Source organism: Sulfitobacter guttiformis (genome assembly GCF_003610455.1).
In the GTDB taxonomy this organism is placed as follows: Bacteria; Pseudomonadota; Alphaproteobacteria; order Rhodobacterales; family Rhodobacteraceae; genus Sulfitobacter; species Sulfitobacter guttiformis.
On sequence record NZ_RAQK01000001.1, the window covers coordinates 2056336 to 2074389 of the forward strand.

General features: G+C 55.6%; 14 protein-coding genes and 1 pseudogene. 11 read left to right on the forward strand and 4 right to left on the reverse strand.

The features are described 5' to 3' along the window. Positions 1-61: 61 nt before the first annotated feature. Positions 62-1558, forward strand: a complete 1497-nt coding sequence (gene dacB, locus C8N30_RS10110) for a D-alanyl-D-alanine carboxypeptidase/D-alanyl-D-alanine endopeptidase (RefSeq protein WP_025064389.1) — start codon at positions 62-64, stop codon at positions 1556-1558. 51 nt (positions 1559-1609) lie between these two features. Here the strand turns inward: dacB and C8N30_RS10115 are convergent, their stop codons facing one another. Continuing rightward, entirely contained in the window at positions 1610-2032 is a 423-nt protein-coding gene (locus C8N30_RS10115; protein WP_025064390.1) for a tellurite resistance TerB family protein, read from the reverse strand. Positions 2033-2154: 122 nt separating this feature from the next. Here C8N30_RS10115 and C8N30_RS10120 point away from each other — a divergent pair, with 122 nt between their 5' ends. The 3 genes from C8N30_RS10120 (at position 2155) to C8N30_RS10130 (ending at position 6599) form a co-directional block, all read left to right on the forward strand. After that, positions 2155-3735, forward strand: coding sequence for a lysine--tRNA ligase (locus C8N30_RS10120; RefSeq protein WP_025064391.1), 1581 nt, complete (start codon positions 2155-2157; stop codon positions 3733-3735). 62 nt (positions 3736-3797) lie between these two features. Next, the gene (locus C8N30_RS10125) at positions 3798-4199 is read left to right on the forward strand and encodes a DUF4864 domain-containing protein (RefSeq protein WP_025064392.1); all 402 of its coding nucleotides are present in this window, start codon (positions 3798-3800) and stop codon (positions 4197-4199) included. A gap of 105 nt (positions 4200-4304) precedes the next feature. Then, positions 4305-6599, forward strand: a complete 2295-nt coding sequence (locus C8N30_RS10130; protein WP_025064393.1) for a glycosyl hydrolase family 28-related protein — start codon at positions 4305-4307, stop codon at positions 6597-6599. A 40-nt stretch (positions 6600-6639) separates the two neighbouring features. On the opposite strand, the gene C8N30_RS10135 is transcribed toward C8N30_RS10130, so the two are convergent. Then, positions 6640-7308, reverse strand: coding sequence for a hypothetical protein (locus C8N30_RS10135; protein WP_025064394.1), 669 nt, complete (start codon positions 7306-7308; stop codon positions 6640-6642). Between the two features lie 117 nt (positions 7309-7425). Beyond that, positions 7426-7611, reverse strand: coding sequence for a PLDc N-terminal domain-containing protein (locus C8N30_RS10140; RefSeq protein ID WP_025064395.1), 186 nt, complete (start codon positions 7609-7611; stop codon positions 7426-7428). Positions 7612-7706: 95 nt separating this feature from the next. On the opposite strand from C8N30_RS10140, the gene C8N30_RS10145 reads away from it, so the two are divergent. Continuing rightward, a complete protein-coding gene (locus tag C8N30_RS10145; protein WP_170151166.1) occupies positions 7707-8102 on the forward strand; it encodes an NYN domain-containing protein in 396 nt (131 codons plus the stop codon). A 9-nt stretch (positions 8103-8111) separates the two neighbouring features. Here C8N30_RS10145 and uvrB read toward each other — a convergent pair whose 3' ends face one another. Next, positions 8112-10316: an excinuclease ABC subunit UvrB gene (uvrB, locus tag C8N30_RS10150; RefSeq protein WP_025064397.1), complete on the reverse strand. Its 2205-nt coding sequence runs from the start codon at positions 10314-10316 to the stop codon at positions 8112-8114. Between the two features lie 429 nt (positions 10317-10745). Between uvrB and C8N30_RS10155 the strand changes: the two genes are divergently transcribed. The 6 genes and pseudogenes from C8N30_RS10155 to C8N30_RS10180 all read left to right on the forward strand — a co-directional run bounded on the left by C8N30_RS10155 (position 10746) and on the right by C8N30_RS10180 (position 17524). Beyond that, a complete protein-coding gene (locus C8N30_RS10155) occupies positions 10746-11057 on the forward strand; it encodes an ETC complex I subunit (RefSeq protein ID WP_025064398.1) in 312 nt (103 codons plus the stop codon). A gap of 194 nt (positions 11058-11251) precedes the next feature. Next, a pseudogene (locus C8N30_RS10160) lies at positions 11252-11365 on the forward strand (IS5/IS1182 family transposase); the annotation flags it as partial. 165 nt (positions 11366-11530) lie between these two features. Beyond that, entirely contained in the window at positions 11531-12385 is an 855-nt protein-coding gene (locus tag C8N30_RS10165; RefSeq protein ID WP_025064400.1) for a tetratricopeptide repeat protein, read from the forward strand. 3 nt (positions 12386-12388) lie between these two features. Continuing rightward, positions 12389-14284 (forward strand): glycosyltransferase, encoded by a 1896-nt coding sequence (locus tag C8N30_RS10170; RefSeq protein WP_025064401.1) that lies wholly within the window; start codon positions 12389-12391, stop codon positions 14282-14284. 339 nt (positions 14285-14623) lie between these two features. Then, positions 14624-15646 carry a Hint domain-containing protein gene (locus C8N30_RS10175; RefSeq protein ID WP_025064402.1) on the forward strand — a complete coding sequence of 341 codons (1023 nt, stop codon included), beginning with the start codon at positions 14624-14626 and terminating at the stop codon, positions 15644-15646. Positions 15647-15673: 27 nt separating this feature from the next. Further along, positions 15674-17524, forward strand: a complete 1851-nt coding sequence (locus C8N30_RS10180; protein ID WP_025064403.1) for a tetratricopeptide repeat-containing sulfotransferase family protein — start codon at positions 15674-15676, stop codon at positions 17522-17524. The last annotated feature ends 530 nt before the right edge of the window (positions 17525-18054 follow it).

Consider the following 18054-nt stretch of genomic DNA (forward strand, 5'->3'; position numbering starts at 1 on the left):
CCGAGGAAATGTCATTTATGGGCGCTTGTGGCGGCGACCTGTCTTAGGGTAACCCTGAAGAATGGAACGCGCATTTTCACGACGGTATTTTTTGGGCACTGCTGCTGCCGCTGCGGTTTTAGGGTCGCATACTGCGCAGGCAGCGCCGCCCACTGAATCGCTCCGGCCCGTTCAGAGGGGTGAGGCGTTTTTTAAACGTGCTGCGCGCAGTGTCGAGGATATTCTGGGCGAAGCAAAGCTTGCAGGCAATGTATCATTCGCTGTGTCTGACGCAGCGACAGGCAAGACGCTTGAGACCCATGATGCCGCTATAGCGCGCCCGCCCGCGAGTGTGACAAAAGCGATTACCGCGCTTTACGCGTTGGACGCGCTGGGCGCCGGACACAGGTTCGAGACGCGCCTGCTGGCGACAGGTGGGGTCGTCAACGGTGAGATTGGCGGCGATCTGGTTTTGGTCGGGGGAGGTGATCCTACGCTTGATACGGACACACTGGCGCTGATGGCTGCAAATCTGAAGGCTGCGGGAATCATCGGCGTTAAAGGAGGGTTCAAGGTTTATGAGGCCAGCCTGCCGGTAATTTCGCGAATTGATCCCGAACAACCCGATCAGGTGGGGTATAACCCAGGGGTGTCAGGCATCGCTCTGAACTACAACCGCGTTCATTTTGAATGGAGACGCGCGAGTGGCAATTATACTGTGACGATGGAGGGGCGCTCCGATAAGTATCGCCCCGCAGTGACAATGGCCGTTATGCAAATCCGTGATCGTGCTGCGCCGGTTTACACCTATGAAGATAAGGCGGGAATTGACGCGTGGTCTGTTGCCCGTGGTGCTCTAGGCGGCAGCGGCTCCCGTTGGTTGCCGGTGCGCAAGCCAGGCTTGTATGCAGGCGAAGTTTTCCAGACGCTGGCGGGCGCTCACGGGATCAGGTTGAGTGCGCCGAAGATTGTGGATGTGGTTCCCGAGGCTGAGATCCTCGTCCGTCAGGAAAGCGAGGACTTGAGAAGTATTCTGCGCGACATGCTGAAATGGTCAACCAACCTGACGGCTGAAATGATGGGCCTTGCAGCGAGCGCTGCCCATGGACCGGTTCCGGTGAGCCTCAAAGCGTCTGCATCACAGATGAATATCTGGGCCCGCGCGAATTTGGGGATGACGGGGCCCGCGCTGGTGGATCACTCCGGCCTTGGTGATGATAGCCGTTTAACAGCGAACGACATGGTTGCAGCCCTTGTGCATGCCCGCAACGAGGGCCTGCGCGATATTCTCAAGCCCGTGAAAATGCGTGATGAAAAGCGCAAAGTAGTGGATGATCATCCGATCAAGGTTGATGCGAAGACAGGTACACTAAATTTCGTGTCCGCGCTTGCGGGGTATCTGACGGGACCTGACGGGACAGAGATGGCATTTGCCATTTTTGCGGCCGATCAGGATATTCGCGCGAAGTTGACTCGCGCTGAGCGTGAAGGCCCTCCGGGGAGCGACAGCTGGAACATCCGCGCTAAACGGATGCAGCAGCATCTTATTGAGCGCTGGGGCGTTCTTTACGGCGCTTAGCCTGCTGATTTTAAACCTGACTGCTTTTATGGGAGAGCTGGGGGATGCTCCTCAGGTGAGGTGGCGTGCGCGGGCTCCGCGTTCAATCGCTGCAGCGTGCAACCGGTCAATATTCAGCTCATAGCGGATTTCTTCGAGAATACGCATCTCGGCTTCCTCAAGCTTGCCATCGGCTGCGGCAACATCGCAAGCCAGTGCATATGCGGTCTCGTTCAGGCGATCGGGCAGGGCCTCGCGCACCAAACCGAATAGAGCATCTAGGCCGTCTTCTTGCTCGAACAGATCGAATACCATCTGGCTGACGGTCTTGATCCGGTCTTGGTCGAAATCGGCAAAGATCGGGAGCAGGGTGACAGCCGTCTGGATCTTGATAAGCTCTGTGGTGCCAATATGTTCGTCCGAGGCGGAAACGGCGATCATTACGGCCACAAGACAATCCTGTGCGCTAAGCGTAAGGGAGGGGTCGTTTTGCATTCTAGGGGATCCTTTACGCGGCGATGTTAGATGTGCAGATTATTGACGGCACGGGCCTTGCGCAATAGACGATGCCAATGCGGCGCGATAAGGTGCTAGCGATTATTTTCGGGAAGTTTGATATGTCTGAGATGCGGGATGCAGCAATGCAGAGCAAAGCGTGGCCTTTTGAAGAAGCGCGCCGCCTGCTCAAACGCTATCAGGGTAAAGCGCCTGAGAAGGGGTATGTCCTGTTCGAAACAGGCTATGGCCCCTCCGGACTGCCGCATATCGGAACCTTTGGCGAGGTTGCCCGGACAACGATGATCCGCCGCGCATTCGAGGCGATCAGCGACATTCCTACCCGCCTTGTTTGCTTTTCCGACGATCTTGACGGCATGCGGAAGGTGCCGAGCAATGTCCCGAATCCGGAGGCGTTGATCGAGCATTTGCAGCTGCCGCTGACATCTGTGCCTGATCCGTTTGGCGAGTTCGAAAGCTTTGGGCATCATAACAATGCAATGCTGCGGCGGTTTCTCGATACCTTTGGTTTTGAATATGAGTTTATCTCGGCCACTGAATTCTATGCTTCCGGCCAGTTCGACGAGATTCTGATGCGCGCCGCTGAAAAATACGATGAGATCATGGAAGTCATGCTCAAATCTCTTCGCGAGGAACGGCGTCAGACCTATTCCATCTTCCTGCCGATCCATCCGGTGACCGGTCGAGTGATGTATGTGCCGATGAAATCGGTGGATGCAAAGGCGGGGACGATCACTTTTGACACCGATGAAGGCGAGGAGATGACCCTTCCGGTGACGGGCGGTAATGTAAAGCTGCAATGGAAACCCGATTTCGGGGCGCGTTGGGCGGCCCTCGGGGTCGATTTCGAGATGTACGGCAAGGATCACAGTACCAACACGCCGATCTACGATTCGATTTGTCGTATCCTTGGCGCGCGTGCGCCGGAGCATTTCAGCTATGAGTTGTTCCTTGATCAGGACGGGCACAAGATTTCAAAGACTTCCGGCAACGGACTGTCGATAGACGAATGGCTTACCTATGCCAGTGCGGAATCTCTGTCGTATTTTATGTATCTCAAGCCCAAGACGGCCAAGCGGATGTATTTCGATGTGATCCCTAAGGCGGTGGACGAATACCACCAGCAGTTGCGCGCCTATGAGACCCAGGACATCAAAGGCCAGCTCAACAATCCCGTCTGGCACATCCACGGCGGCGATGTGCCGAAATCGGATATGGTTGTACCATTCTCGATGTTGCTCAACCTCGCCTCTGTTTCGTCGGCAGAGGATAAGGCCCAACTGTGGGGCTTTATCCAGCGCTATGCACCCGAGGCAACACCTGAAACGAACCCCGGCATGGACGCAGCCGCAGCATTTGCGGTGCGCTACTTCAATGATTTCGTGAAGCCCGAAAAGGTATTCCGAACGCCCAGCGAACTGGAACGTGAGGCGCTGATCGATCTGCGCGCGCAACTGTCTGAGTGGGATGGCGGCCTTGATGCAGATGCGTTGCAGACGATGGTGTTTGCCGTGGGCAAGGAGCGTTTTGATCCGCTTCGCGACTGGTTTACTGCCCTCTATGAAGTGCTTCTTGGCGCGTCGCAGGGGCCACGGTTTGGCGGGTTTATCGCCCTTTATGGCGTTGAGGAAACAGTCGCGCTGATTGACAACGCGTTGGCTGGAAAATTGACAGCAGTGTGAAACTCTTGCCCTGTCGCTTGCGTGATTTACTTTAGGTCATGAAGGCGACAGGGAGAGTGACAATGAAAATGGTAGTCTTGGCGGCGACATTTGCGATGCTGACTGCGTTTGGTGCGCAAGCACAGGATGCTGAAATACGTGGCACAATCAATCAGCAGTTTGAGGCGTTCAAGGTGGATGATTTCACCACTGCCTTCACGTTTGCTAGTCCGTCATTGCAGATGTTTTTTCAAAACCCGCAGAACTTTGGCCGTATGGTGAGCCAAGGGTATCCGATGGTATGGCGGCCTTCGCGGGTCGATTATCTGGATCTGCGACAAGAGGATGATACCTATTGGCAAAGGGTGCAGATTACGGACCAGAAGGGCCGTTTTCACCTTCTGGAATACCGTATGGAGCAAACGCCAGACGGCTGGCGTATCAGTGGTGTGCAGATACTTGATGCACCCGGCGCTGCTGTTTGAGGCGCAACAGCACCGTGACGGTGGCATAGCAGCACCTTAATCCCTCGTTGATATTTCCCTGCGGTGTGTCCGGCAGTTGCGCCGGAGAAGCGCGAAAGGGATATTATGAATACGGCACTCAGCAGCTTGAACAACCTAACCCCCGCCCCCTATGCAAGCGGGCTCGCGGCCTATTCCAACGGCAACGGCACGGCGGGATCGCCGAGTTATGCCACCTCCGGCAATGGAATTTTCGTTCCCGCAGATCAGGATTTCGGCGGTACGCTGGAAATTCTTAAGACAAGCAGCACGCAGACCCTCAGGTACAAAGGCGAGACACCAATTGTTCCGGGGTGCTATGTGCAGATCAAAGCGCGGGTAAAGGCAATCAGCGGGAATCTTCCATCGGTGCGGATCGCAGCCTATGCGGCACGTTCTGACGGTACAGCCCTGAGCGGTGTGGTGACCGAAGGCGCGTTGACCCCGCTGACCGCATACGGTCAGATTGTGGAGGTCAGTGCGATTGTGGGCATCGGCAACCGTTCCGGCGTGGATATGGTATGGGGCGTCAACGCAGATTACGGTCATTTCGGTATTGATCTGGTGGGGCAGAACGGTGGTGTGGTGCGGGTGGATGATATCGAGATCAACGATGTCTCTTCTCTGTTTCTGAGCGATATTGTCGCGACGATCGATGTCCGTGATTTTGGTGCAATTGGCGACGGTGTTACCGATGACACTGCGGCGTTCGAGGCGGCGAACCGTGCAGCGAACGATCGAACTGTCCTGATTCCTGCAGGGGTATTTCGCCTCAACGGGGATGTGACATTTGACACGCTCACCAAATTCGAAGGCAAGGTAACGATGCCAACATCGGCAGTTCTACTGCTGCGGCAAAATTTCGATTTGCCTAACTACATTCAGGCATTCGATGATGAAGAACTCGCGTTTAAAAAGGCGTTTCAGGCGTTGCTGAACAATTCGGATCACGAATCGCTTGATCTGGGGGGACGAAAGGTTGCGTTGACCGGACCAATTGATTTGCAGGCAGCCGTGCCCAACCGGACGCGTTATGAGACACGCCGTGCCATCCACAACGGCCAGCTCATTGCGATGACTGATGGCGATTGGGACACCACAACGATTACTGCGCAGGCAACATATAGCACAGGCAATCCACGCACCCTTACTAATGTGGCGAATGTGGCGAATATTCCCATAGGCAGCCATGTAAGCGGTTCTGGTGTGGGCCGCGAAATTTATGTTCGCGGCAAAAACGTAGCGCGCGGCGAACTCACGCTTAACGGACCATTGTACGATGCGGCAGGTACGCAGAATTTTACCTTTCGCCGATATAAATACATGCTCGATTTCAGCGGCTTTGATGTGATCGCAAAGTTTATAATCCACAATGTGGAGCTTCAGTGTCAGGAGCTTTGTAGCGGAATCATGCTGGCAGATGCAGGAACGATCTTTACGGTCCGTGACTGTTTCATAACCACACCGAAAGATCGCGGAATCACGTCGATTGGAGGTGGATGTCAGGGCATGTTCATCGAGCGCTGTCAATTTCTGTCAGCAGAAAATGATCTGGCGGTGTCACAGCGCAGCACGATTGCGCTCAACGTGAATGCGAATGATGTTAAGCTGCGCAATTGTCGGGCCGAAAGATTTCGCCATTTTGCGGTCATGGCAGGCCAGAATCACCTGATCATCGGAAACCACTTTTTTCAGGGTGATACCGTGAATGGCGGCATTCGGTCGGCTGGTGTGGTGCTGGCAGAGGCCTATGCATCCTGCGTTTTCAACAATAACTACGTCGATAACGCGTTTTTTGAATGGACAAACGAGCGGGACCCCACCCCCGGCTTCAACGGCGGTTTCTCTTTCAGCTCGCTTGAGGTGGCCGGAAACATCTTTCTATCGGGTGAGGTTGCGACCAGCTTTAGCTATCTGGTGATCAAGCCGTATGGCGAAGGCCATTTTATAAACGGTCTGAATGTGTCGGGTAATCGCTTCCGAAGCATCAATGGTTTTGTGGACCGCGCGGAGCGGGTCGATACCAGCTTTGCCGATTTGAACTTCACCCGTATGCGCAATGTCCGTTTCACTGGAAATTCGTTCCACGGGATCAGCAATCCGGTTGTTAACCCATTGTTGATGGAGGCCATAGAGGAGTCTAATCAGCAAACATGGGTGATCGAAACAGGACCCGGGCTGCCGTTTCAGGGGCGTTCGCTTAGTGTGGATTCCGTGGTGGTGCGAGGGGGCGTGCGTAATACGGCCAACCAACTCAATTATGATAACCCATTTGTGCGTGCGCAGCAGGGACCAGACGCAAATCAGGTGCATGTCGTATGGTCCGAGCCTGTACGTGGCAAGATTGCTGTGATGGCTCGAATGGACAACGATACCGTTTAGAGGAAAAGGGGTTTCGGCGCGCAATGTGCCGGAGCCCACCTTAGAACTCTCGCCACAGCCCCAATTTTATTGCGCTTTTTTCGATATTGCCCAGCTCGCTTTCGGCGCCGAATTGGAACCGGAATTTGGTCCAGTCCGGACTTAAAACCACTGATGGCGCGAGGGTCGCAGCGGTTTCGCCCGCGATATCGACGGTATAAAGCTGGAGCATGCCTGCGGTGAGATCGGTAAAGTTAAGGCCGACGGTCGTGTCCAGCTTGGCAATATGTTCTCCAAAAGTAACATCCCAGACCAGAGATGCCTCAATCGTAGCCCATCCCGATTTTTCACCCAATTTGATCCCGCGGCCCCAGCTCAGGCCTGCGCGCGCAATTGGAAGTGTTTGTACGCCGATCCACCCTGCGCCTATGCCTGCTTCATATGCCCATTTCGATGTTGCGTCCGGCGTTGATAATGCGCGCCGGAGGGAAAAAATAGCGTAACCGCTTTCAGGTGCAAAACGTAGTCTGAGCATGCTAATGTCTGCAATGAGAGTGGTTTTGTCGGTAAGCCCGTACTCCAGATAGGTTTGGCTCGATGTATCGAGAAAATAGGTTGCCGATATGGAGCTTGCCGTGAAGGAAGAGCCTTTTTCACGCAGCCACGGACCAGCCTTTGAGCTGCCTGCAAGGATGATGAGCAACAAGGCGGGCAAAAGGCGTTCGTACACTGTGGGCAATTCTCCTGCCCTCAGCTTTGGTTAACATCCGTTAATAAATAGTTAGCGAAGTCAAAAAAAGGCCTCGCTGTGAAGCGAGGCCCCTTACGTCTGGTAAACAAACGTCTCTCAGGTTTTGAGAGCTGTCCCGCGTGGCCCGATGAGGAGCCATACGACAAATCCGACGACTGGAAACGCTACAACGCCCAGACTCCACAAGATTTTGCCCAAAATGCCCGCATTGGACGAAAAGATCTGAAGCACTGCGTAGATGATAGCGATCAGATGAAGGGTCGCGAGAATGCCATATTCCATTGTAGTTCTCCCAAATGTGCTTTGTTAACTGTTATGATAAGAACAGTTTGGACAGCGGATTGTTCCAGATATTGTGAATAAAAGTGATGAAGTTTGTGGCGCAGATTTTCGTTGATGGCTCGAATGTATTGTTTTGGCGCGGTGGACAGGCAGATCGCGATGTCCCGCTTTTGGTGATACAGGCGCTTTTGAGGCGACGGTTTCAACCGGTCGTTTACTTTGATCACAGTATCGGGCGGCATCTGAGTAAGGACGATCTCGCTGCGCTGAGCAATGTTGCTCAGGTCGTCATAGCGCCACGTGGAACTCCCGCGGATGCACTGCTTCTCGCTGCAGCGGCGCAAGAGCGCATACAGATCGTTAGCTGTGACCGCTTTAGAGATTGGCGTCCAGATCAACCACAACTGAGAATGAAGTGGTTGGTTACAGGGCGGATCGAGAAGGGCGGGCAGGTAAGCTTTTCGAAAAAACTGAAGCCCGCACCGCTTTGACAAGCATGTTCATCTCCCGCGGCGTTTAACGCCACCACGCATACCGCCCCTGCCCATTGTGCTTCGACCGGATTTCGTTTTGGCGTCGTCCACGGCCTTGTCCACAGCGTATTGGCGCGCCATTGGATCATCCGCTATCGTCAGATCCACAGCCTCCAGGCGCTTTACCTCGTCGCGCAAGCGCGCCGCTTCTTCGAACTCGAGGTTTTCAGCGGCTTTGCGCATATCGGTGCGCAGTCCTTCAAGGACTGATTTAAGGTTGCCGCCCGCTAGCGGGTTGTCGATTTTCGCGGTAACCCGGGACTGATCGGTATCACCCTTATAAAGACCCGCAAGAATGTCCTCGACGTTCTTCTTCACAGTCGTCGGCGTGATGCCATGGAGCTCATTGTAGGCGACCTGCTTCACGCGACGGCGCTCGGTCTCGCCCATTGCGCGCTCCATGCTGCCGGTAATTCGGTCGGCGTACATGATAACGCGCCCCTCGGCGTTGCGAGCCGCGCGTCCGATAGTCTGGATCAGCGAAGTTTCCGAGCGCAGGAAGCCCTCTTTGTCAGCGTCGAGGATGGCTACCAGCCCGCATTCGGGAATATCCAAGCCTTCTCGCAGAAGGTTGATGCCGATCAGCACGTCAAACGCTCCAAGGCGAAGATCGCGAAGGATTTCTATCCGCTCGATTGTGTCGATATCAGAATGCATATAGCGCACGCGGATACCTTGCTCGTGCATGTATTCTGTGAGGTCCTCGGCCATCCGCTTGGTCAGCGTGGTGCACAACGTACGCATCCCCGCGGCAGAGACTTTTCGAACCTCGTCCAACAGGTCATCGACCTGCATATCAACAGGGCGTATTTCAATTTGTGGATCTATCAGGCCAGTTGGGCGGATGATCTGTTCTGTGAACACTCCTCCTGTTTGCTCCAACTCCCATGCCGCAGGAGTAGCGGAGACAAACACCGATTGCGGGCGCATGGCGTCCCACTCCTCGAATTTTAGGGGCCTGTTGTCCATACACGACGGGAGACGGAAGCCATGTTCCGCCAGCGTCATTTTGCGTCTGAAGTCACCCTTATACATCCCGCCGATTTGTGGCACGGAGACGTGGCTCTCGTCTGCGAATACAATTGCATTGTCGGGGATAAATTCGAAAAGGGTGGGGGGCGGCTCACCGGGCGCGCGGCCAGTGAGGTAGCGGGAGTAGTTCTCGATCCCGTTGCAAACACCGGTGGCTTCCAGCATTTCCAGATCGAAATTACAGCGCTGTTCAAGACGCTGCGCCTCCAGAAGTTTGCCATCGCCAACCAACTGGTCGAGACGCATCCGCAGCTCTTTTTTAATGCCGATAATCGCTTGATTCATCGTAGGCTTTGGTGTGACGTAGTGGGAGTTCGCGTAAACGCGCACTGTCTGGAACGTTCCGGTTTTCTCGCCTGTAAGCGGGTCAAACTCTGTAATGCTCTCCAGCTCTTCGCCAAAAAAGCTGAGACGCCATGCGCGGTCGTCAAGGTGGGCGGGAAAAATCTCGAGGGTATCGCCACGCACGCGAAAGCAGCCACGCTGAAATCCAGCATCGTTACGCTTGTAGGCTTGGGCCACCAGATCGGCGATTACCTGACGTTGATCATAAGAAGTGCCTACCTTGAGATCCTGCGTCATTGCGCCGTAGGTTTCCACCGAGCCGATGCCGTAAATGCAGGAAACCGATGCAATGATGATCACATCATCGCGCTCCAGCAGGGACCGCGTTGCGGAGTGGCGCATCCTGTCAATCTGTTCGTTTATCTGGCTCTCCTTCTCGATGAAGGTGTCAGAGCGCGCAACATAAGCTTCGGGCTGATAGTAATCATAATAGCTGACGAAATACTCGACGGCGTTATCAGGGAAGAAGCCCTTAAACTCTCCATAAAGCTGGGCCGCCAATGTTTTGTTCGGCGCGAGGATAATTGCAGGGCGCTGTGTCTCCTCGATCATCTTAGCCATGGTAAAGGTCTTGCCCGTACCAGTGGCCCCCAACAGAACCTGATCACGCTCGCCGTTGCGTATCCCCTCTGACAACTCCCTGATCGCAGTGGGCTGGTCGCCTGCAGGCTCGAATTCGGTATGGAGAACAAATGTCTTGCCACCTTCCAGTTTTGCACGGGTGCGGACATCCTCGGCAGGGTTGGCGAGGTAGGCCTCGGTCACTTCGCTTTTGTCGGTCTGTGCATATGGCATGGTGTAATCTCCTCCCCCTAAAGTCTTCTGTCAGACAGTTTCTTCAAGGGGTAGGTAGGTAAATAATTCTCTTCTTAGCAATAAAGGTAGGACCGTGCAGCCCTCGGGCCGGAGTTTAGCGCCAAGAAACGGCCATATTTCCTTGCAGAGTGCTTTTCTGAACCACGGTGCAGAGCGTGCAGGTCTGCAATGTGAGTTGAGCAAATGGGTATGCCTGTAAAGTGTGCACCGCAATTTACTCCTGACACCGGACCGCTTTTCGCATTTCTATCAAGGCGCGCAGCGGTCTGTCAGGCGATTGCAAACAAAAAAAGCCATGATAATACATTGCCGGATCGGCTGCATATCAACGTTGCGTCAACGCAAAGGGGTTGAATCACGTAGGTCCATCGTGGCAATAGTTTTAGAACGAGCAAGAGGTCACAACACATGCGCGCGAGAATCTATCAGCCGGCCCGTACTGCCATGTCGTCCGGCACAGCAAAAACAAAACACTGGGTGCTGGAGTTTGCACCGGATGAGGCGCGTGAAGTTGATCCCTTGATGGGATGGACCTCGTCGAGTGACACACAAAGTCAGGTTTCGTTGCAATTTTCAAGCAAGCAGGAAGCGGTCGAGTACGCCTCCGAGCATGGCATCGAAGTACAGGTGCAAGAACCGAACAAGCGCAAGCCGGTAATCCGCAATGGCGGCTATGGCGAGAACTTTGCGACGGGACGTCGCGGTGCTTGGACCCATTGAGGGTGTGTAAATCGGGTTAAAGGTGTCTCGGGATCGGGGTAAGCATCTCGAGAAAAATATCCTCATACTGCATATAGCGCATCCTTTTAATGCCTCTGCTGTATGTTGATTTTGTCCCCCTTAAATCATCTAGTATATGCTGGTAGGCAAAGCAGGTAATACACTCAATGAGTGTCTGCGCGTCGTCAGACAGTTTGAAGCTACTTGGCCAACGCACCTCTGCGCGTGACTGCGACCGACAGGTTGCGGACATCCAAATTCGTGCCGCGATCCTAAATGGCTTCACTTCTCTCGGCATAGCCAATTAAGCTAATAACTCCGTCTGGCTTAAGGTGGAGTGAGGCCTCAGGCACAATTTGTGCAACAACCCCATCCGAGACAGTAAGCTTTTGGTTTTGCAGAAATAAATTGAGCGGCGTAGCGCACTGTATTGAGGGGTTGACCTGCGCGGGCGGTTGCGATCCTTTCCGGGGATGGATCAGAACAAGAGCGACAAAATTCAAACCCTTCACGCACAGATCAACGTGTTGTTCGAGGCGCGTAAATTCCGCCGCGCTTTGGATGTCATTGCCGAGGGATTGGCGGTGTCGCCTGATGATATGTTTTTGCGGCTCCGCCAATGCTTGGCGTGGCGCAAGGTCGGGCAAAGGGCAAAAAGCTTGAGCCAATTGCGTGCATTAAACGCCCGTTTTCCCGGTCACCGCGCGGTTGCATGCGAGCTTGCAACGGAACTGCGCCTCGCTGGTGATCCGGCGGGAAGCTTGGATTTGGTTCAGGCCATCATCACTGCCGACCCAAATCACATGGGTGCCCGCACAGAACAGATTCAATCGCTCTCTGCGCTCAAACGGCACGGTGATGCGTTGGTGGCAGCGGATGCAGCTCTGGAACTTCGCGCCGGTCACCTTAGGGTTTCATTGGTGCGCGTGGCGGTGCTGGGTGCGCTGGGGCGGTCCGCTGAGGGGCTGTCGTTTCTGCGGGAGCTGCACGTCGCCCGCCCCCTGAATGTGCAAATAGCACTGGCCTTGGGCGATGCCTTGCTGGTGGCGGGGGATGCGGCTGCAGCGGATGATACCTATGAGGTCGTCCTCGACGCCGCACCGCACAACATTCGCGCATGGCTTGGTCGTATCAACTGCGCAGTGGCACAAGAAGCGGGCGAGGCGGCGCTGGCATATTGTGAGGCCGCCCGTTTGCTGCACCCGACCATACCTGCATTCATCATGCGGCAAACCACAGCCTTCCTTATGTTGGACCGATTGGACAGTGGCGTTGCCGTTCTGGAAGATGCATTGAAACACGCCCCGAATGATGCGGTTTGGCGCTAGCGTTTGGCGCATTTCTATTTCCTGAAAGGCGCGCCTGAGGCCGCAAATGCGGTTTTGGTCAACGCGCCCGAGGGGTATATCGCCACGCACTCCGATGTGCAGCGACGCGCCGACGCGGCGGAGGCGCAAGGTGATGCGGCCGGAGCCCTGCAAATTCTTGGGGAGGCGATTGGCAAAGGCGCCACGCCAGCCCCCGCGGATATACCCGCGGAGTTGGCGCTGAAATATTGCGAGATGGCAGTGCAGATGGGTCAGACCGACGCCGTGCGCCAGATCTTGCTGGAAATCATCGCAGTGATCGACACGTTGCATGACGTCATCCTGATGCGCCTTGTAAAACTGGGCGAGCGGGCAGAGCAACTCGACGTTGCGCTGGCAGCAATCAACGAGATCGCGACGCGCAACCGGATCAGACCCTCTGTCGCACAGTTTCTGGTCCGGCGTGCGCATATGGTGATGGACAGCGCTGGATCCGCGCGTTTGGCGCAGGCGCTTGAGGCCAAGTTGCAACCGTCCGAGCAACCCGAATTCAGAGTGTTTGCTGCCGCCACTTTATCAGGGCCGGATGCCGCACTTGCCTTGGCGCGGTCCGGTATTCAGGTGCCTGCGACGGTCTTGGAGACGAGAATAATCGCAGAGCAGATCCTTGGCGTTGGAAAGTCGCGGCTTGCTCTGCGGTACTTGCGGCGGGCGATAAACAGATGGCCCAACAAGGCGCATTTGCGCGCTTTGTTCATGCGCGCCTGTGCCGCCAATGGCGATCTGGCCGCGGGACATGTGATGCTTGATGCGCTCACGGCGGCCAACCCCGAGGTCTCTGTCGACCTAAACCGGATCGAGCTTTTGGTGGAAGGCGGGCATCTGGAGCAAGCTGTGGCAATTCTTGAAAAGCGGCAGGCGCGTGGCTTGAAAGCGGTCGCTTCAATGCGTGCGATTGAAATATATCTGGCGCTGGGCCGGTATGAGGACGCCCTCAAAATCGAATCGGAAGTGCGCAGATCACCGGCGATAGGGCGCCAGACAGCAAGCCATTTTGGAATTACGCTGGTCGGATCGCGGCTCAAGGATCAGGGACTCTACCGCGAGGATGCAGCCCATTTGCGCAGCACGGGCATGGCCGAGGATGAAATCACCCGCCGCATGGCCCGAAAATTCTTCTATCCGGCGAAATTCATCATTGATGACTGGTTGAAAGGCGCGGACATCTCGGACCCTGCAAAAGCGACTACAGGGAACATACCGCGCAATGTGATGCAGTATTGGAACGCGCCATTGCCGCCCGCCGAGGTTCAAGCCGTCATGGAAAGCTGGCGGGTGCCGGGGTTTGAGCACACGGTCTATGACCGTCTGTCTGCCCTTGCATTTTTGCGCAAGAACTTCGGCGAAAAACATGTGCACGCCTTCTCGTTGGCCAATTCAGCCGCTGAGGAGTGTGATTTTCTGCGGCTCTGCCTGCTGTATAAATTTGGTGGCATTTACGTTGATGCTGATGACCGTTTGAACAGTGATCCGAGCGCGCTTCTTGCCCAAGGCAACGGCATGATTGTGGTTCGCGAAACCATGGGTGCCATCGCCAATAACCTGATCTGTGCCCGCCCCGGTCATCCGGTTTTGAACAACGCGATTGCGCTGGCGGGGCGGTCGCTGTTGAATCGCGAAAATGACAACACATGGTCTAAAACGGGGCCCGGATTGATGACCCGCGCAATTGCGCTCTATCTTCACGCGACCGACGACGCGGAAAGTCGCAATGACCTCACAATCATCACGACCCAGATGATGCGCCGCCATGTGCAGCCGCATGTGCGGCTCTCGTACAAGACCACTGCGCACTATTGGAATGCGCGCGACGGGCGCGTATCGGATCAGATCGTTGCGGCACTTTCCCGGATCGGGTGAGCGTCCGCGCATCGGCTCTGCTGATCTGTACGTGGTCATTTTGGGCACGAGGAAATCCTGACCGGTCAGGGCATCAAAACCATCCGGAGTGATTACATTCATGCCACCGCTGACGCAAAGCAGTAATCAAAGCGCAAGGTGCGATACGGGCTGCGGCGCAATGGATGTGTGCCATGGCCCGACATAATCGGTTTGTGCGACAGCCTAAGGCGCGCGCGCACATTTATGTCGCATTTTCAGGCGGTAACGCCGATGCGGATGCAATTTGAAGTAGATAATTCACCGGCGAAGCGTTACGTTGACGCAACTTCATATATAAAAAACCTTTGAGGATCTGACATGCCGACATTTGAATTCGACGACGGGGCAAGGATCACGCAAAGTGGCGCTGACCCCTCCATTAGCTTCACCGATGATGGGGTCAATTTCACGCTCAGTTCTGCCGCAGGCAATGCGGGCGACGAGGATATTACAAACACACCTGGTTTACTTGGCGGCGTGATTTCCGTTACTGACGTAAGTGTAGCTTCTGGCGGCGTGACACTTACGTTTAATGACGGGGCGGGAAATGCGCAGTTTGCGGGCCAGATGTCGGTCGCATTCTCGACCGTGTTTGCGGGCGGGAACGTCACGTTTGTTGCGACAGATCCTGCGGATAATGTTGTGGTTGCCATGGCTGTAGGCACCGTTTCCACCGGTGCCACGACTGGAAACTTCACGTCTATTATCTTCAACGGTGGCTTTTATGGCATCACGAGCATGACCACCGCAGCATCCGCGCTGACCTGTTTCCTGACGGGCACGCAGATTGCGACGAAAGACGGCATGGTCAACGTCGAGGATATCAAAGCGGGCGACATCATCACCACGGTTGATGGCGAGGCGCAGGTGCAGTGGCTGGGCGTTCAGCACGTCGATACCGCGACGGCGATGCCCGCCAAGGTCAACCCGATCTGCTTTACCGCAGGTGCGCTGGCCGAAAACGTCCCCTCGCGCGATCTGTATCTGTCGCCCAACCACGCGGTTGCGATCGAGGGCCGCCTGTTTGACGCGCATACGCTGCTTAACGGCCGCTCGATCTATCAGGTCGCAAACCCGGGCAAAGCCTTCACCTACTATCACATCGAGACCGGCGCACATGAACTGCTGCTGGCCGAAAATACCCCCGCCGAGACTTTTGTCGATTTCGCCGACCGTGTGAATTTCGACAACGGTGCCGAGCGTGCGGACGCGCCCATGATCCCCGAGATGGCGCTGCCACGGGTATCGGCCAAACGCATGGTGCCCACGTCGGTCGCGCAATCGCTTGAAGAGCGCGCAACCCAACTGAGCTTTGCCCTGTCCAAAACCCGCGCGGCATAACCCGCGTGTTTCGACCAAGGAACGCCAATGTCCGTTGATACGCCTCTTGCTGATACCCGAACGCCAGAAGCGGTCAACGCCGACCTTGAGCGGATAAAGCGCCACCAGAACGCGGGCCGTTTCCCCGAAGCACAAGCCATGATCACCAAGCTGATCGCGACGCAGGGCGAGGTTGCGCGCCTTGTGCATCTGCGTGGTCTCAACGTGGCGATGCAAGGCGATGTCGATGCCGGTCTGGCCGAGCTTAAGTCCGCTATGAGCCTTGATGTGAAAGATGTGAGCATCATCGTCGACTATGGTGCCCTGTTGGCCCAAAAGGGCCGCATCGACGAGGCCGTTGACGTCTTTCAGGCGGGTGTTGATACGGCACCCAAACATGCGCTGGCGCATGCCAATCTGGGTGCGGCACTGGTGGTTAACAAGGATTATCCGCGCGCGATCGCGGCCTTGAAAACCGCGATTGAGCTGGATGACACACTTAACGACAGCCGTCTGAACCTTGCGCAGGCCTATATCCGCATGGGCGCGTTCCAGCCTGCAGTTGATGTGCTGTTTCGCGCGCTGGCCCAAGACCCACAATCCGCCGGCGCGCACGTGAACCTTGCGCTGGCGCTGTTTCGCCGCGAGCGTCACGATGCCGCCGAACACCATGCCCGCCGCGCGCTGGAGTTGGTGCCTGATGCGCCAGAGGCATGGCTGCATCTGGGGGCAATCCTCGGTGCGGCAGGGCGTATGGATGAGGCGGTAGAGGCCTTGTTGCGTGCCGCAGAATCGCGGGATTTTGGCTTGGCTGCCACAAGCCGCATTGTCTCGCTTCGCAAAACCACATCGGACAGCCCCGAGCTTGCCCTGCTGGAAGGTTTTGGCGCCAAGTTGGCGGCCAAGCCCGATGCCCCGGCCGAGACCAGATCAACCTATCACTTTGCCCGTGGTAAAGCTGCGCAGGATCTGGCGGACTACGACATGGCGGCACATCATTTCGCCCTTGGCAATGCTGCCACCGCCGAGGTGCATCCGTTCGACCGTGCAAAAGCCCACGATCAAAACGGCCGCGTGCGCGAGTTGGTCACGCCTGCGCTGATGTCACGTCTCAAGGCCGCAGGGCTACGCTCTAACGCGCCTGTGTTCATCTGCGGGCTGCCCCGGTCCGGCACCACATTGATGGAGCAGATGTTTTCGCGCCATCCGGACGTGCAAGCAGGGGGTGAAATGATCGCGACCCAAGTGGCGTTTTCCAAAAATCCTGTACTGCGCGCGATCTTGGAGAAAGAACGCCCTGCGGATGATCTGAGCGAAGACAACATCACACAATTCGCCGAGGACTACGTTGAGTTTTTGCACCGCGAAGGTCTCAAATCCGATGTGGTGACGGATAAGATGCCCGCTAACTATTACTACATAGGTGTGCTTGCCATGGCGTTCCCGCGCGCGCGGTTTGTGCTGATGCGGCGGCATCCGCTGGATTGTCTGCTGTCCAACTACACGCAAAACTTTGGCCGCAACCAGACATTCAGCTCGTCGTTCGAGAACCTAGGTCTGGTCTATAACCTGTTTGATAGCCTCGCAACGCATTGGCAAAAGCTGCTGCCGGAGCAGGTGCGCGTTGTACAATACGAGGATGTCGTGGCTGATGCCGAAGCTCAGATGCGATCGCTGCTGGAGTTTACCGGTTTGCCGTGGAACGATGATGTGCTGGACCACATTGCCTCATCGCGAGGGGTCAACACCGCCTCTGTGGCCCAAGTGCGCGAGCCGATCTACACCAGATCAGTCAAGCGCTGGCAGCGTTACGGTCCGCACATTCAAGGCCTTGCTTTGGCCGTGCGTGATCATCTTACTGCGGAAGAATTGCGCGCTTGTGGTGTGACACAGGCCTGATTTCCGCGCGTTGTCAGGTCTAGAGGGGGCCTTTGATTTCAAAGGAAGCCCTTACCTCAAAAGCCTAATCTTTTACGCGGTGTTTTTCTAAGTGCGCTACGGCGTGTCATGTGGTGATCTTTAGGATATGTTAGCTGAACGCGGCATTGAAGTTGAGCACGCGGGGCTGGACTTAAGGTTCTTGCCTCTGATTGCTGCAAAGGTCCCAGCCAGAAAGAGGCCGAGAACCATTTCTTGGGACGTGTATGAAACCTACATTAAGGGTAGCGGCAAGTGAGTTGCTATTTACCGCGATGGTCAAACCTTGATGGAAAATGTGCAATTTAGAAAATAAAATCCGGCTTGACCGCTTCAAGGAAGACGGCCGCGAGATACGAGCGGGCGACGCAGAAGCGAAGCTCAACGCTAAGCTGGGCAAGCTGATGAAGTAAAAGAAAGACGCAAAGCGAGCCGATTGAACCTTCTCGACACTTTAGCCTCCCTGTGTGAATGGATAATTTTTTAATGGAATTCCACCTGGCGCGACCACT

What these genes read in the sequence shown, in the direction of transcription:
- C8N30_RS10125 (WP_025064392.1), top strand. Translation starts at nt 3,798, where the DNA reads ATGAAAATGGTAGTCTTGGCGGCGACATTTGCGATGCTGACTGCGTTT.
- C8N30_RS10155 (WP_025064398.1), top strand. Translation starts at nt 10,746, where the DNA reads ATGCGCGCGAGAATCTATCAGCCGGCCCGTACTGCCATGTCGTCCGGC.
- C8N30_RS10115 (WP_025064390.1), bottom strand. Translation starts at nt 2,032, where the DNA reads ATGCAAAACGACCCCTCCCTTACGCTTAGCGCACAGGATTGTCTTGTG.
- uvrB (WP_025064397.1), bottom strand. Translation starts at nt 10,316, where the DNA reads ATGCCATATGCACAGACCGACAAAAGCGAAGTGACCGAGGCCTACCTC.
- C8N30_RS10120 (WP_025064391.1), top strand. Translation starts at nt 2,155, where the DNA reads ATGTCTGAGATGCGGGATGCAGCAATGCAGAGCAAAGCGTGGCCTTTT.
- C8N30_RS10165 (WP_025064400.1), top strand. Translation starts at nt 11,531, where the DNA reads ATGGATCAGAACAAGAGCGACAAAATTCAAACCCTTCACGCACAGATC.
- C8N30_RS10130 (WP_025064393.1), top strand. Translation starts at nt 4,305, where the DNA reads ATGAATACGGCACTCAGCAGCTTGAACAACCTAACCCCCGCCCCCTAT.
- C8N30_RS10140 (WP_025064395.1), bottom strand. Translation starts at nt 7,611, where the DNA reads ATGGAATATGGCATTCTCGCGACCCTTCATCTGATCGCTATCATCTAC.
- dacB (WP_025064389.1), top strand. Translation starts at nt 62, where the DNA reads ATGGAACGCGCATTTTCACGACGGTATTTTTTGGGCACTGCTGCTGCC.
- C8N30_RS10180 (WP_025064403.1), top strand. Translation starts at nt 15,674, where the DNA reads ATGTCCGTTGATACGCCTCTTGCTGATACCCGAACGCCAGAAGCGGTC.
- C8N30_RS10175 (WP_025064402.1), top strand. Translation starts at nt 14,624, where the DNA reads ATGCCGACATTTGAATTCGACGACGGGGCAAGGATCACGCAAAGTGGC.